This window comes from Streptomyces sp. ML-6, from assembly GCF_030116705.1.
Taxonomy (GTDB): Bacteria; Actinomycetota; Actinomycetes; order Streptomycetales; family Streptomycetaceae; genus Streptomyces.
This window is the reverse complement of sequence record NZ_JAOTIK010000001.1, coordinates 2,686,798-2,700,119: the sequence shown is the minus strand read 5'-3', so window position 1 is coordinate 2,700,119 and position 13,322 is coordinate 2,686,798. Positions and strand designations below refer to the sequence as shown.

Here is a 13,322-nt window from a genome sequence, read left to right as displayed (position 1 = left end):
CCCCGGTACGCACTCGGCGCGAGGGCTCCCGGTCGTCCGCGGGCGAGCGGGGGGTCATCCGTCCGCACCGCCCTCCAGCTCCACCTCGGTCTGGTGGCTGCGCATCTCCTCCAGGTCGTGCTGGTGCTCGATCGCGGCGAGCCGGTCGGCCTCCAGCAGCTCGTGCACGGAGTTCATCAGCGTGTGCATGTCCACGACCCCGATGAACTCGCCGCGCCGCCCGGTGACCGCGACCCGGCCGCCGCTGTCGATCAGCACCGCCTCCAGCGCGTCGTGCAGCGTCGCGTCCCGGGTCACCGTGTCGTGGACCAACTGCCCGGCACGCGCCGGCGAACCGCGGGCCCGCATCAGGTCGCCGCGCCGCAGCCACTTGTACGGGCGGTTCCTGCGGTCCAGCATCAGCAGTTCGTTGTGCAGGCCGCTGCGCAGCTTGTTGAAGATCGACTGGAGCGGGTCGTCGACCGTCACCGTCGGGAACTGGGCGATCTCCACGTCCCGCACGCGGGTCAGGTTGAGCCGCTTCAGCGCCGCGCCCGCGCCCACGAACCCCGAGACGAAGTCGTCGGTCGGGTTGGTGAGGATCGCCTCGGGGGTGTCGAACTGCGCGATGTGCGAACGCTCCCGCAGCACCGCGATCCGGTCGCCCAGCTTGATCGCCTCGTCGAAGTCGTGGGTGACGAAGACGATCGTCTTGTGCAGTTCGTGCTGGAGCCGGATCAGCTCGTCCTGGAGGTGGTCGCGGGTGATCGGGTCGACCGCGCCGAACGGTTCGTCCATCAGCAGCACCGGCGGATCGGCGGCCAGCGCCCGGGCCACCCCCACCCGTTGCTGCTGCCCGCCGGAGAGCCGGCGCGGATAGCGGCCGTGGAACTCGCGCGGGTCGAGCCCGACCAGGTCGAGCATCTCCTCGACCCGGTCCTTCACCCGCGACTTGGACCAGCCGACCATCCGCGGCACCAGGGCGATGTTCTCGGCGACCGTCATGTGCGGGAAGAGCCCCGACGACTGGATCGCGTAACCGATCTTGCGGCGCAGTTTCACCGGGTCGATGTCGGTGACGTCCTCGTCGCCGATCCTGATCCGCCCCGACGACGGCTCGATCAGCCGATTGATCATCTTCAGGGTGGTGGACTTCCCGCAGCCGGACGGCCCCACGAAGATCACCGTCTCACCGGCCCTGATGTCCATCGAGACGTTGTCCACCGCGGGGCCGGGGTTGCCCGGGTACCGCTTGGTCAGGTCCTCCAGCTGGATGGTGGCCCCGGAAGTGGTCCTCGTCGTCGTGCTTCCGTCGGCGGCCGTCGTGCTTCCGCCGGCGACGCCGCTCCCGGACGCGGAGGCCCGGGGGGACTCAGACACGGATCCCCCTCGGGATGGTGAGCCGCCCCAGCAGTACGTACGCGGCGTCGAAGAGCAGGGCGAGGACGACGATGCCGAGCGTGCCCGCGAGGACCTGGTTGAGCGCGTTGGCGCTGCCCAGCGAGGCGATGCCGCGGAAGATCTCGTTGCCCAGGCCGGGGCCCGAGGCGTACGCGGCGATGGCGGCGATGCCCATCAGCATCTGCGTGGAGACCCGGATGCCGGTGAGGATCGGCGGCCAGGCGAGCGGCAGTTCGACCCGGCACAGCCGGGCCGGGCGCGACATCCCGATGCCCTTCGCCGCGTCGACCAGCGCGGGATCGACCCCGCGCAGCCCCACGATGGCGTTGCGGACGACGGGCAGCAGCCCGTACAGCGTCAGGGTGATCACCGTGGGTGCGACCCCGAGGCCGACCAGCGGGATCAGCAGACCGATCGCGGCGAGGGAGGGGATGGTGAGGATCGTCGCCGTGGACGTGATGGCCAGCGACCCGGCCCATCCGCTGCGATAGGTGACGACCCCGATCAGGACGCCCAGCACGGTGGCGATGACCATGCACTGGAACACGGCGCTGACGTGCTGGTACGCGTCGGTGAGCAGCTGTTGGTGCCGGTTGCCCAGATACTCCCAGAAGCTCACGCGCCACTCCTCGGCTCAGTCGTCGTCCTCCGCGGCCTGCTCGACGAGCGGGATGACCCGCAGCGGGACCGGGTTCTCCATGACGATGGCCGTGGAGGCCCGGACGATGCCATCAAAACCGACAACCCGGTCGATCACCCGTTGGAGATCGGCGTTGGAACGCGCGACGAGACGGCACAGCATGTCGCCGTGCCCGGTGGTGGTGTGCAGCTCCAGCACCTCCGGAACACCGGCCAAGTGGGCCCGTACGTCGGCTCCTTGGCCCTGTTTGATTTCCAGCGTCGCGAACGCCGTGACGGGGTACCCGAGCGCCGCCGGATCGACCGTCGGGCCGAAACCGCGGATGACGCCATTCGACTGAAGCCGGTCGAGACGGGCCTGCACCGTGCCCCGGGCCACGCCGAGCCTGCGCGACGCCTCCAGCACCCCGATGCGGGGCTCGCGGGCCAGCAGCACGATGAGTCTGCCGTCCAGTCGGTCGATCGTCATGAGTCATCCCCCGGAAGGTCGACGTGATGGTCATCATGTACAGATAGCCCGGTCATCATCCAGCTTCGCTGTACAAATTGACCAGGAAAAACGCAAACTATTGCGCACCTTGCGAAGCAGGGAGAGCCTTCGAACATGACTGAGACTCTGCACACCACCCCCGACACCGCTCGGCAGGCCGACCCCTTCCCGGTCAAGGGAATGGACGCGGTCGTCTTCGCCGTCGGCAACGCCAAGCAGGCCGCGCACTACTACTCGACGGCCTTCGGAATGAAGCTGGTCGCCTATTCCGGGCCGGAGAACGGCAGCCGTGAGACGGCGAGTTACGTACTGACCAACGGCTCGGCCCGTTTCGTCTTCACCTCCGTCATCAAGGCGGCCACCGACCGCGGCCGCTTCCTCGCCGACCACGTCGCCGAGCACGGTGACGGCGTCGTCGACCTGGCCATCGAGGTCCCGGACGCCCGGGCGGCCTACGCGTACGCGGTCGAGCACGGCGCCCGCGGCATCGAGGAGCCCCACGAGGTGAAGGACGAGCACGGCACCGTCGTGCTCGCCGCCATCGCCACGTACGGCAAGACCCGCCACACCCTGGTGGAGCGCTCCGGTTACGAGGGCCCGTACCTGCCCGGCTTCGTCGCCGCCGACCCGATGGTCGAGCCGCCCGCCAAGCGCTTCTTCCAGGCCATCGACCACTGCGTCGGCAACGTGGAACTCGGCCGGATGAACGAGTGGGTCGAGTTCTACAACAAGGTCATGGGCTTCACCAACATGAAGGAGTTCGTGGGCGACGACATCGCCACCGAGTACTCCGCCCTCATGTCGAAGGTCGTCGCCGACGGCACCCTCAAGGTGAAGTTCCCGATCAACGAGCCGGCGATCGCCAAGAAGAAGTCCCAGATCGACGAGTACCTGGAGTTCTACGGCGGCGCCGGCGTCCAGCACATCGCGCTCGCCACGAACGACATCGTCGCCTCGGTGCGGGCGATGCGCGCGGCGGGCGTCCAGTTCCTGGACACCCCCGACTCGTACTACGACACCCTCGGCGAGTGGGCGGGCGAGACCCGCGTGCCGGTGGAGATCCTGCGCGAGCTGAAGATCCTCGTCGACCGCGACGAGGACGGCTACCTGCTGCAGATCTTCACCAAGCCGGTCCAGGACCGCCCGACCGTCTTCTTCGAGATGATCGAGCGCCACGGCTCGATGGGCTTCGGCAAGGGCAACTTCAAGGCCCTGTTCGAGGCGATCGAGCGCGAGCAGGAGAAGCGCGGCAACCTCTGACCGCCGGTCCGCCGGTCCGCCGGTCCGCCGGTCTGCAGGTCCGGTGATCCGGCTCCGCCGGGCGGGGAACACCCGCCCGGCGGAGCCGTTCCCGTCGCGACACGTCATGCCGCCGACACGTCATGCCGCCGACGTGACGGGCTCCTCGGCTTGGGACCGCTCGCGGGCGCCGGTGCGCAGGTACGCGTTCCCGAGGGCGGGCAGGATCGCCGCGATCGCGAGGACGGCCAGCACGATTCCGAGGACGACCGGGGCGCGCAGTCCGTGGACCGGGATCAGTGCCGATCCCACGGCGGAGCCGAGGATGACCCCGAGGGTGATGAACGACGCGTGGACGGTGTTGACCAGCGGCGTGGTGCCGCCGGCCCGTTGCACCCGTACGGCCATCGCGGGGTTCATGGTCACGCCGGTCAGGCCGATGCCGAGCATGAACACCAGCGCCGGTGACGGGAGGTCGGTGAAGAGCGCGAACCCGGTCAGGAAGACCGCGTTGAGCCCGGTGCCGATCAGCAGGGTCGAGACGGTGTGCCGGTCGGCCAGGCGGGCGACGACCGTGTTGCCGAGCAGCGTCGCGGCCCCGTAGGCGAGCAGGAGCAGCGGCACCAGCCCCTCCGGGAAGCCGGTGACCTCGGTCAGGATCGGCGTGAAGAAGCTGAAGGCGGAGAACGTCGCCCCGATGATCAGGGTGCTGGAGACGAGCGCCAGCACGAACTGCGGCCGGCGGAGCACGGCGAGTTCGTCCCGCATCGAGCGCTTCTCCTCGGGGGCCTCGGATTCCGCGGGGTTCCGGACGAGGAGGACGATCAGGATTCCGGCGACGAGGGTGAGCAGGGAGATGGTCCAGAAGGCGGCCTGCCAGCCGAGCCGCCCGCCGACGAACGTCGCCAGCGGCAGTCCGAGCAGGGTGCCGAGCATCAGGCCGTTCATCGCGACGCCGTTCGCACGGCCGCGTATCCGCTCCTCCACCAGCCGCGCGCACATCGACACGGCGATGCCGAAGAACGCCTGCGAGGCGACACCGCTGATGATCCGGGCGACCACCATGACCGGGTAGGAGGCCGCCAGGGCCGCGAGGACGTTGCCCACGAGGAAGACGGCGACGATCGTCAGCAGCGCGGTCCTCGGCGGAACCTTCAGCAGGGCCACGGTCAGGACCGGTCCGCCGATGGTCATCGCGACGGCGAAGACCGTCACGAGGTAGCCGATCTGCTCGATCCCCGTGCCGAGTCCTTCGGCGAGTTGCGGCATGAGTCCGGCGACCGCGAACTCGCTGGTCACCATCGCGAAAATGCCCGCGGCGAGGATGTGGACGGCCAGGGGGACGGTTCTGGCCGGGGCGGGTGTGGTCGGTGGGGTCATGTCTCCGCTTTCTGTGATTGAGAATCCAAAACTCGGGTGCGCGAAGGCCCGGGCCGGGGTCCGGGGCGACGGGCCTTGGTTCAGGGGGTGGGTGCGGGCTCCGGGGTCAGGAGCGCGTCGGCCCCGGGGTCAGGAGTGGGCGGGGTCGGGAGTGTGCGGTGTCCGGAGTCAGGAGCGTGCGGGCTCCGTGGTCAGGAGCGTGTGGAGGCCGGCCAGGGCGATCCGGCGCAGGGTTTCCGCGTCCGCGCCGGTCTGTGCGGTGACCCGCAGCCCGGAGACGATGGTGTGGACCAGCATGGCGCCGTCCTCCGCGTCGACGTCCGGGGGGATGCTCCCGTCGAGCCGGCCGGCCCGGACGGCCTCGGCCAGCAGGGAGCTGCGGGCCCGCAGGTCGCGATCGAGGATGCGCGCGACGCGTTCGTCCCGCTCGCGCAGGTCCGGGTTCATGAAGCTCTGCACGACCATGCACCCGGCGGCGTGCCCCCGGCGGGCGGCCTCCCGCTCCTCGGCGATGACGACGTCGACCAGGGCCCGCAGCCGGTCCGCGCCGCGGAGTCCGTCGTCGGCGAGGATCGCGGTCTGCCGCTCGCGGATCGTGTCGACGTAGTGCTCCAGGGCGCGGACGAACAGCTCGTCCTTGGAGAGGAAGGCGTTGTAGAGGCTGCTGCGCCGTACGCCGGCCGCCTCGCAGAGCTGCTCGGTCGAGGTCTCGGCGAAGCCGTGCACCCGGAACTCGCCGGCTGCGGCGTCGAGTACGGCGGTCTCGTCGAACGTGCGTGGTCTGGCCATGCGAACCACCCTAACAGGAATTGGATCGTGGAATCCAAAACAGGTGCGGGCCCCGCCACCGTCCGTGGCCCGCCCCCGGAGCCGGGGGCGGGGGCCGGGGGCGGCCCGGCGTCCTACCGGCCGTCCGCCGGGGGAGCGGCCAGGTCGTCCAGGGCCTTGCGGGCGGCCGGACCGGCCAGGGGCGAGAACCGCGGATCGGTGCGCAGCGCCTCCTCCAGGTTGCGGCGCGCCGGACCGTACCGCTCCAACTCCCGCTGGATCATGCCCAGGTGATACGCGTACGAGGCGTTCTGCCCGCCCGTGTCGACCGCGCGGGCCGCGTACTCCAGGGCGGCGTCCGGGTCGCCGGAGCGGTACAGGGCCCAGCCCAGCGCGTCCGCCACCGCCGCGCTCCGGTGCGACCGCGCCCACTCGGCCTCCAGCACCTCGACCGCCTCGGCCGGGTTCCCGTGATCGGCCTCGAACCGGCCGCGCAGCAGCGCGTCGTCCACGCCCCGGGCGGCGTCGCGGGCGAGCGTCTCGGCGAGCCGGGCGTACTGGCTGCGGGCGTTCCCGCCCTGCCCCAGCGACTCGTACAACTCACCCAGCTCCAGCATGTACTCGGCCCGGGGGAGACCCGCCAGGGCCGCCTGGTAGTCGCGTTGCGCCTCGTCCGTGCGGCCGAGCGCCGCCAGCGCCGCGGCCCGGCCCGCGAGCGACGGGTGGTGGGTGCGGTCGGTCCGCAGCGCCGCGCCGTACTGCGCGATTGCCTCCTCCGGCTCGCCCCGCTTCCGGGCCAGCTCGCCCAGCAGGTACAGGCACTCCGCCTTCTGCGCCGGCGAGGTGGCCCGGTCCGCCGCGTCCTGCGCGTTCGCCAGCGCGTCCTCGCGCCACCCCCGGTCCAGGTACATCCTGGCCTTCTGCACGAGCGCCGGGACCCCGGAACGCAGCTCCGCGAACCGCTCCACCGCCCTGTTCGCCGCCTTGCTGTCGCCCAGGCCCCGGTAGGCCTCGATCAGCGCCGGATACACGGCCCACTGCTCCGGCGCCCGGGCCCGTACGGCCTCGCCCCACCTCTTCGCCGCCCCGAAGTCGTGCCGGGCGTTGGCGAGTGCCGCGAGCCCCACCCGGGCCGCGGTGTCCCCGCCCTCCCCGGGCCCGGCGTCCAGCGAGCGCTTCAGCGCCCGTTCGGCCCGGCCGTAGTACGCCGCGTCCGCGGAACGCCGCCCCCACTCCACGTAGGCCGTGCCGAGCACCGCCCAGGACCGCGCGTCGGACGGATGCGCGCCCACCCACCGCTGCCGGTCCCCGATCAGCGCCTTCAGATCGGCGAGCGCGACGGGGGAGCCCGCGGCCGTCGCGGCCAGCGCCCGGGTGACGGAGCCGGGCACGGGCGGGGGCGGGCCCTTCTCCCCCTCGTCGTCGTACACGGCCACCACCGCACCCGTCACCAGCACCGCCCCCGCCACCATGCCCAGGGCAGCCCTGCGCAGCGTCGTCCGCAGCGACGGGGGTTGCGGCAGCTCGGCCGACGGCACGGGAGAGCCGGAGGGGTCAAGGGGCGAGCGGTCCGGATCGGAGGACTGCGGAGACTGCGGCATGACGTCCATGCCGATCACTCTGCGTCAGTAATAAGAACACACCGCGTCTTGCGGGGGCTGCCGCGGACGGGTTCACACCAATGGGCCCGGGTGCCACGCTTGGATCATGAACGGTCTTCTCGAACGACTGAGCTCGGGCCTGCCCGCCGAGGCACTGATCACCGACCCGGACGTCACGACCTCGTACGCCCACGACATGGCGAGCTTCTGCGACGCCGGCACACCCGCCGTCGTCGTGCTCCCGCGCACCGTGGAACAGGTCCAGCACGTCATGCGCACCGCGACGGCCCTGCGCGTCCCGGTCGTTCCGCAGGGGGCGCGCACCGGCCTGTCGGGCGCGGCCAACGCCTCCGACGGCTGCATCGTGCTGTCCCTGGTGAAGATGGACCGGATCCTGGAGATCAACCCCGTCGACCGGATCGCCGTCGTCGAACCCGGGGTGGTCAACGCGGTGCTGTCCCGGGCGGTCGAGGAGCACGGCCTGCACTACCCGCCGGATCCCTCCAGCTGGGAGACGTGCACCATCGGCGGCAACATCGGCACCGCGTCCGGCGGTCTGTGCTGCGTGAAGTACGGGGTCACCGCCGAGTACGTCCTGGGGCTCGACGTCGTCCTCGCCGACGGCCGTCTGCTCACCACCGGCCGTCGCACCGCCAAGGGCGTCGCCGGTTACGACCTCACCCGGCTCTTCGTGGGCTCCGAGGGCAGCCTCGGCATCGTCGTCCGGGCCGTGCTCGCGCTGAAGCCCCGGCCGCCGCGGCAACTGGTGCTGGCCGCCGAGTTCCCGAGCGCGGCGACCGCCTGCGACGCGATCTGCCGGATCATGGAGCGTGGTCACACTCCGTCACTCCTCGAACTGATGGACCGCACCACGGTCCGGGCCGTCAACCGGCTGACCGGCATGGGTCTTCCCGACACCACCGAGGCGCTCCTGCTCGCCGCCTTCGACACCCCCGACCCCTCGGCCGACCTGGCCGCCGTCGCCGGACTCTGCACCGCCGCGGGCGCCACCGAGGTGGTTCCGGCGGAGGACACGGCCGAGTCCGAGATGCTGCTCCAGGCCCGCCGGACGGCGCTCACCGCGCTGGAGACCGTCAGCTCGGCCACGATGATCGACGACGTCTGCGTACCGCGCTCGAAGCTCGCCGCGATGGTGGAGGGCACCGCGGCCATCGCCGAGAAGCACGGCCTCACCATCGGCGTCTGCGCGCACGCGGGCGACGGCAACACCCATCCCGTCGTCTGCTTCGACCACACCGACGCCGACGAGTCCCGGCGGGCCCGCGAATCGTTCGACGAGATCATGGCGCTCGGCCTGGAACTCGGCGGCACGATCACCGGCGAACACGGCGTGGGCGTCCTGAAGAAGGAGTGGCTCGCGCGCGAACTCGGCGAGGTGGGCGTCGAAGTGCACCGGGGCATCAAGCAGGCGTTCGACCCGCTGGGACTGCTCAACCCCGGCAAGGTGTTCTGAGGCACGGACGGCCCGGCACCACCGCTCCGGGGCGCGGGCGGCGGGGCGCTGCTCCGGAGGCGGGCGGCGGGACACCTCCGCCCGCGCTCCCGTCCGTACGTCCTCACGCGTCCCTTCGCGCACTCCGGCCCGCGCTCCCTTCCGTACTTCCCTCCGTACTTCCTTCTTCCGTGCTTCCTGCCGGACTCCTTCACGCCTCGCCGTCCTGCGACTCGTCCGACGGCCACGGGTCGCACAGCCACAGGTCGTCGGCCGGCAGCGGGGCGAGCAGTTCGGCGAGGCCCTCGTCGATGCCGAGCCGCTCGGCCTCCGTGCCGGGCGGGACCACCCGCAGCGTCCGCTCCACCCACGCGGCCACCTGGGCGGAGGGCACCTCCAGGAGCGCGTTCCCGTCCGGCGAGGTCAGAGCGACGAAGATCACGTTCCGCTGGTCGACCTTGGTCGGCCAGATCCGCACGTCCCCGTGACCGCACGGCCGGAACACGCCCTCGACCAGCAGATCGCGGGCGAACGTCCAGTGGACGGGGAAGTCCGAGCCGATGTGAAAGGCGACGTGCACGGCGTACGGGTCCTCCGTGCGATACGTCAGCCGGGCGGGGACGGGGATGCTGCGCTCGGGCGACAGGACCAGCTTGAGTTCCAGCTCGCGTTCCACGACGGTGTGCATGAGGGCGTCCTTCCGGTGTCCGTGGACCGGTCCCATGACCGGCCCGCACAAGGAGAGAGCGCCCTCCCCGCCACCTATTACGCGACTTCGGGAAAAAATTTTTGGCGGGGGCGGAAAGTGGTCCAAAGCCCTGGAGCCGCCCGGGGGCGCACGGGCTTCTGGTAGATGTGGACCCGTCGCATTCATGCCTCGAAGAGATACGGGAACGGTGATGAGCGCCCCAACCCCGGTACCCGGTGACGAGAGCCCCCGTGAGGGCTACTACCCCGACCCGTCCATTCCCGGATACGTCCGGTACTGGAACGGCGCCTCGTGGGTGCCCGGCACGAGTCGGCCCGCCCCGGAACAGGGCGAGTCGGCGGCCGCTGCGCTCCCCGAAGCCGTGTCGGGCCCGCAGTCCCTGTCCCAGCCGCAGCAGCCGCAGTCCCAGTTGCAGTCGCAGTCCTCGGAGCCGCAGTCGTCGGAGCCGGCGCCGGCGGAGGAGACCGGTCCGATCTTCCTGGACGGGGAGCCCTCCCCGGGCAACCGCCCCGAACCGGCGAGCGCCTGGCAGGCCGACGCCTCCCGGCAGACCGGCTTCGGCGGGGAACACGACCGACGGGTCTCCTGGGGCGGCACCGGCCGATCCGGCGAACAGGGCGGCGTTTCCGACCCGTCGGAGCCCGGGGGCCCCGCCGCCGCGGAACCCGTCCGCGATCCTCGTACGCCCGCGGGCCGCGCCACGGCCGACCGGGTGCCCGAGGTCCGGGCCCCCGCCGACGGCGCGCCCGTGGACCCGCGACGTCCCGCAGCCGCGGACGGCGACCGGGCCCCCGAGCACACGGTCACGATCCGGGTCGGCCGCCAGGGCCGCGTCGGCGCCGACGGCAGTGGTGAAGGAGCGGGCGAGGCCGGGGCCGGAGCCCCGCCCTCCGACGGGACGATGACGATCCGTTCCCTCGGCGGGGGCGAGGCCGCTCCCGCCCGCGGGGCGGAACCGGACCCGGGGGAGGGGACGATGACGATCCGTGCCCTCACCTCCCGCGCGGGTGCGCGGCCCCCCGCCCCGGCACAGGGCCTGCCTCCCGCGCCCGCGCAGAACCAGGCCCAGGACCCGGCCCAGGCCCAGGACCCGGGCCGGGCCCAGGACCCGGCCCGGGCCCCGGCGCCTGTGCAGGCGCAGGCCCCGTTCCCCGCGCAGACCTCGGCCCCCGCCCCCGCTTCGGCTCCCGCCGAGCCCAACGGCCCCGCTCCGCAGGGCGGCGCGGCCCCGTGGGCGCAGCAGCCCGCCGGCGTTCAGTTCCCGGGGCAGCAGCACGGGGTGCAGCCCCAGCAGCCGGGACTCCAGCAGTCGGGGCTTCAGCAGCCGGGCCCCCAGCCAGGAGTTCAGCCGGGACCGCAGCCGGGCCTTCCTCAGCAGGGCCTTCCGCAGCCGGGACCGCAGCAGGGCCTTCCGCAGCCGGGACCGCAGCAACCCGGGCCGCAGTTCGGCGGTGCGCAGCCCGACCGGCCGGACCAGCCCGTCGTGCCCTGGAAGCCGCCGGTCGACGACCCGTTCCAGCAACTCGCCCAGGCCCAGGCCGCGGCGAGGCCGGCCGGGCTCGGCAAGCGGTTCGCCGCCCGGCTCATCGACACCGTGGTGCTGATGGCGCCGGCCGGCGCGGCAGGCTTCCCGCTCGTCTCGCGGGCCCTGGACCACATCGACGGGAAGATCGAGGCGGCGAAGCTGTCCGGCGAGACGGTCACCGTCTGGCTGATCGACTCCACCACGGCCGGTCTGTTCGGCGGGGCGCTGGGCGTGTTCCTCGTGCTGGGCGTCCTGCTGGAGGCGCTGCCGACGGCGAAGTGGGGCCGCACGCTCGGCAAGAAGCTCTGCGGGCTCGGAGTACGGGACATCGAGTCCCACGAGCCCCCGTCCTTCGGCGCCGCGCTGCGCCGCTGGCTGGTCTACGGCGTGCTGGGGCTCCTCGTGATCGGAGTGGTCGAGGTGCTGTGGTGCCTGATCGACAAGCCGTGGCGCCAGTGCTGGCACGACAAGGCGGCGCACACCTTCGTCGCGGGCTGACGGAGGGCCGGCGGGGCCCGGGGCCCTTCGGGCGGGGCCTGCCGGGGCGGGGCCCCTCGGGTCGGGCCCGCCGGGGGGAGCCCCGTTCGCCCGAACGCACCTGAGCCGTTGCGGGTGCCCCGGGGCCGGGGTGCACTGCCCCCATGAGCAACGATCAGCCGCCGTCCGGCCAACCGCCCGAGGACGACCCGTTCCGCAAGAAGCCGCAGGAACCGTCGCCGCCGTCGGGCTCGCCGTACGACAGTGCTCCGCCCCCGCCGCCGTACGATCCCGGCCCCTACGGCGGTGGCGGCCCGTACGGGGCGGACCCGCTGGCGGGCATGCCGCCGCTCGGCGAGCCCGGAAAGCGGATCCTGGCCCGGCTGGTCGACTTCCTGATCATCTCGATCCCGCTGTACCTGATTTCGTTGCCGTGGGGCGGCGTCGTCGAGGTGACGGACGACGACGGCAACGTCTTCAACCAGACGTACAACGGGCACCAGATGGTGTGGTCGCTGATCGGCCTCGTCGTCTACGTCGCGTACGACACGTACTTCACGCACAAGGACGGCCGGACCCTCGGCAAGCGCCTCATGAAGTTGCGGGTCGCGATGCTCGACGACGGCCGGGTGCCGGACACCGGAACGTCGTTCCTGCGGGCCGTGGTGCTGTGGCTGCCGGCCCTGCTGTGCTGCCCGTGCCTGTGGTGGCTGATCAACATCGTGCTCATGTTCACGGACAAGCCGTACCGGCAGGGCCTCCAGGACAAGGCGGCGAAGACGGTGGTCGTCCAGACCGACTGACGGGCCATGAACCGGACCGACCGGGCCCCGAACCGGATCGGCCGGGCCACGAAACGGGTCGGCCGGGCCGGGCCGCCGGAAGAGGGGCGGGCCCGGCCCGGGGACGGACCGGTGAGCGGACACCGGCCCGTCCTCGTCGCGCTGCCCCGGCGCGGTGAGCGGGGGAAGGACCCGCTCCCGCACGGGATTTCAGCGCCGCAGCGAAGGCCGGGTCGGCTGCCCGTCGGCAGGGGTCCCGGAGCGCTGCCCGGCCTCGCGGACCTCGCGGACCGGCGAACCGGTCGCCTCGCGGGTGAGGCCCTCGGCCTTCATGGCCGCGGTGACCGCGTCGTGGTTCGCACCGGTCGCGGCACCGGTCCGGACCGGCTTCGTCGTTTTCGCGCGTGACGGGTTGGGTACGGTCATGGCCACCAGCAGACCGAGCGCGAGTGCCGCGGTGCCGATGACGGTGATGCCGGCGCCCGACTCCGTGCGCGAGAGCAGCAGCATGGCGAGGGTCGAGAAGACGACGGTGACCGAACCGTAGGAGAACTGTGCGGCAGTGGGATGCGGCATGGCGGTATCCGTCCTCAAGGCATCGGATGGGCAGTCTCTCAACGCGGTCGCACTGTCAATCGACTCTACGACGGTGGATGCCCGAGCGGGGCAGGCAGTAAGCGCGGCCTAACCCGCAGGACCGGTGCACAGGGGGCGCACGGAGTCATTTCGTACCCCAACCGTGGCCCATGACGCGCCGGTTGCCCGGCCGGTGAACGTCCGGATAACGGAAATGATCTCCTGCATAGTGCACTTGGCCTGTTCAAGTCAAGACCTGTCTTTTTTCAAGTAACTCCGGTCGAATGTCGTCACTTGTGACGC

At 71.9% G+C, this 13,322-nt stretch carries 12 protein-coding genes; 4 read left to right on the top strand and 8 right to left on the bottom strand.

What is annotated here, in order from left to right; translation table 11 throughout:
- Positions 1-54 precede the first annotated feature (54 nt).
- The 3 genes from OCT49_RS11710 to OCT49_RS11700 all read right to left on the bottom strand — a co-directional run bounded on the left by OCT49_RS11710 (position 55) and on the right by OCT49_RS11700 (position 2,488).
- The gene (locus OCT49_RS11710) at positions 55-1,254 is read right to left on the bottom strand and encodes an ABC transporter ATP-binding protein (RefSeq protein WP_283855759.1); all 1,200 of its coding nucleotides are present in this window, start codon (positions 1,252-1,254) and stop codon (positions 55-57) included.
- Positions 1,255-1,351: 97 nt separating this feature from the next.
- A complete protein-coding gene (locus OCT49_RS11705; protein WP_283851824.1) occupies positions 1,352-1,999 on the bottom strand; it encodes an ABC transporter permease in 648 nt (215 codons plus the stop codon).
- 15 nt (positions 2,000-2,014) lie between these two features.
- On the bottom strand, positions 2,015-2,488 hold the full coding sequence (locus OCT49_RS11700; protein WP_283851823.1) for an Lrp/AsnC family transcriptional regulator: 474 nt from the start codon (positions 2,486-2,488) through the stop codon (positions 2,015-2,017).
- 135 nt (positions 2,489-2,623) lie between these two features.
- Here OCT49_RS11700 and hppD point away from each other — a divergent pair, with 135 nt between their 5' ends.
- Complete coding sequence (hppD, locus tag OCT49_RS11695; protein ID WP_148838206.1) at positions 2,624-3,769, top strand: 4-hydroxyphenylpyruvate dioxygenase; 1,146 nt, start codon at positions 2,624-2,626, stop codon at positions 3,767-3,769.
- Positions 3,770-3,889: 120 nt separating this feature from the next.
- Here hppD and OCT49_RS11690 read toward each other — a convergent pair whose 3' ends face one another.
- The 3 genes from OCT49_RS11690 to OCT49_RS11680 all read right to left on the bottom strand — a co-directional run bounded on the left by OCT49_RS11690 (position 3,890) and on the right by OCT49_RS11680 (position 7,506).
- On the bottom strand, positions 3,890-5,128 hold the full coding sequence (locus OCT49_RS11690; protein ID WP_283851822.1) for an MFS transporter: 1,239 nt from the start codon (positions 5,126-5,128) through the stop codon (positions 3,890-3,892).
- A gap of 168 nt (positions 5,129-5,296) precedes the next feature.
- Positions 5,297-5,917, bottom strand: coding sequence for a TetR/AcrR family transcriptional regulator (locus OCT49_RS11685; RefSeq protein WP_283851821.1), 621 nt, complete (start codon positions 5,915-5,917; stop codon positions 5,297-5,299).
- Between the two features lie 113 nt (positions 5,918-6,030).
- The gene (locus OCT49_RS11680; RefSeq protein ID WP_502963361.1) at positions 6,031-7,506 is read right to left on the bottom strand and encodes a tetratricopeptide repeat protein; all 1,476 of its coding nucleotides are present in this window, start codon (positions 7,504-7,506) and stop codon (positions 6,031-6,033) included.
- Between the two features lie 97 nt (positions 7,507-7,603).
- On the opposite strand from OCT49_RS11680, the gene OCT49_RS11675 reads away from it, so the two are divergent.
- Positions 7,604-8,971 (top strand): FAD-binding oxidoreductase, encoded by a 1,368-nt coding sequence (locus tag OCT49_RS11675; RefSeq protein WP_283851820.1) that lies wholly within the window; start codon positions 7,604-7,606, stop codon positions 8,969-8,971.
- A 190-nt stretch (positions 8,972-9,161) separates the two neighbouring features.
- On the opposite strand, the gene OCT49_RS11670 is transcribed toward OCT49_RS11675, so the two are convergent.
- On the bottom strand, positions 9,162-9,638 hold the full coding sequence (locus OCT49_RS11670; RefSeq protein WP_283851819.1) for an SsgA family sporulation/cell division regulator: 477 nt from the start codon (positions 9,636-9,638) through the stop codon (positions 9,162-9,164).
- A 211-nt stretch (positions 9,639-9,849) separates the two neighbouring features.
- Between OCT49_RS11670 and OCT49_RS11665 the strand changes: the two genes are divergently transcribed.
- Together OCT49_RS11665 and OCT49_RS11660 are read left to right on the top strand one after the other, a co-directional pair.
- On the top strand, positions 9,850-11,682 hold the full coding sequence (locus tag OCT49_RS11665; protein WP_283851818.1) for an RDD family protein: 1,833 nt from the start codon (positions 9,850-9,852) through the stop codon (positions 11,680-11,682).
- 143 nt (positions 11,683-11,825) lie between these two features.
- A complete protein-coding gene (locus tag OCT49_RS11660) occupies positions 11,826-12,464 on the top strand; it encodes an RDD family protein (protein WP_283851817.1) in 639 nt (212 codons plus the stop codon).
- 189 nt (positions 12,465-12,653) lie between these two features.
- On the opposite strand, the gene OCT49_RS11655 is transcribed toward OCT49_RS11660, so the two are convergent.
- Positions 12,654-13,019, bottom strand: a complete 366-nt coding sequence (locus OCT49_RS11655; RefSeq protein WP_283851816.1) for a hypothetical protein — start codon at positions 13,017-13,019, stop codon at positions 12,654-12,656.
- Positions 13,020-13,322: the final 303 nt, after the last annotated feature.

Excerpts from the sequence above, each read along its gene's own strand:
- OCT49_RS11690 (WP_283851822.1), bottom strand. The coding sequence starts at position 5,128 with ATGACCCCACCGACCACACCCGCCCCGGCCAGAACCGTCCCCCTGGCC.
- OCT49_RS11655 (WP_283851816.1), bottom strand. The coding sequence starts at position 13,019 with ATGCCGCATCCCACTGCCGCACAGTTCTCCTACGGTTCGGTCACCGTC.
- OCT49_RS11665 (WP_283851818.1), top strand. The coding sequence starts at position 9,850 with ATGAGCGCCCCAACCCCGGTACCCGGTGACGAGAGCCCCCGTGAGGGC.
- OCT49_RS11670 (WP_283851819.1), bottom strand. The coding sequence starts at position 9,638 with ATGCACACCGTCGTGGAACGCGAGCTGGAACTCAAGCTGGTCCTGTCG.
- OCT49_RS11700 (WP_283851823.1), bottom strand. The coding sequence starts at position 2,488 with ATGACGATCGACCGACTGGACGGCAGACTCATCGTGCTGCTGGCCCGC.
- OCT49_RS11660 (WP_283851817.1), top strand. The coding sequence starts at position 11,826 with ATGAGCAACGATCAGCCGCCGTCCGGCCAACCGCCCGAGGACGACCCG.
- OCT49_RS11675 (WP_283851820.1), top strand. The coding sequence starts at position 7,604 with ATGAACGGTCTTCTCGAACGACTGAGCTCGGGCCTGCCCGCCGAGGCA.
- OCT49_RS11680 (WP_502963361.1), bottom strand. The coding sequence starts at position 7,506 with ATGGACGTCATGCCGCAGTCTCCGCAGTCCTCCGATCCGGACCGCTCG.
- OCT49_RS11685 (WP_283851821.1), bottom strand. The coding sequence starts at position 5,917 with ATGGCCAGACCACGCACGTTCGACGAGACCGCCGTACTCGACGCCGCA.
- hppD (WP_148838206.1), top strand. The coding sequence starts at position 2,624 with ATGACTGAGACTCTGCACACCACCCCCGACACCGCTCGGCAGGCCGAC.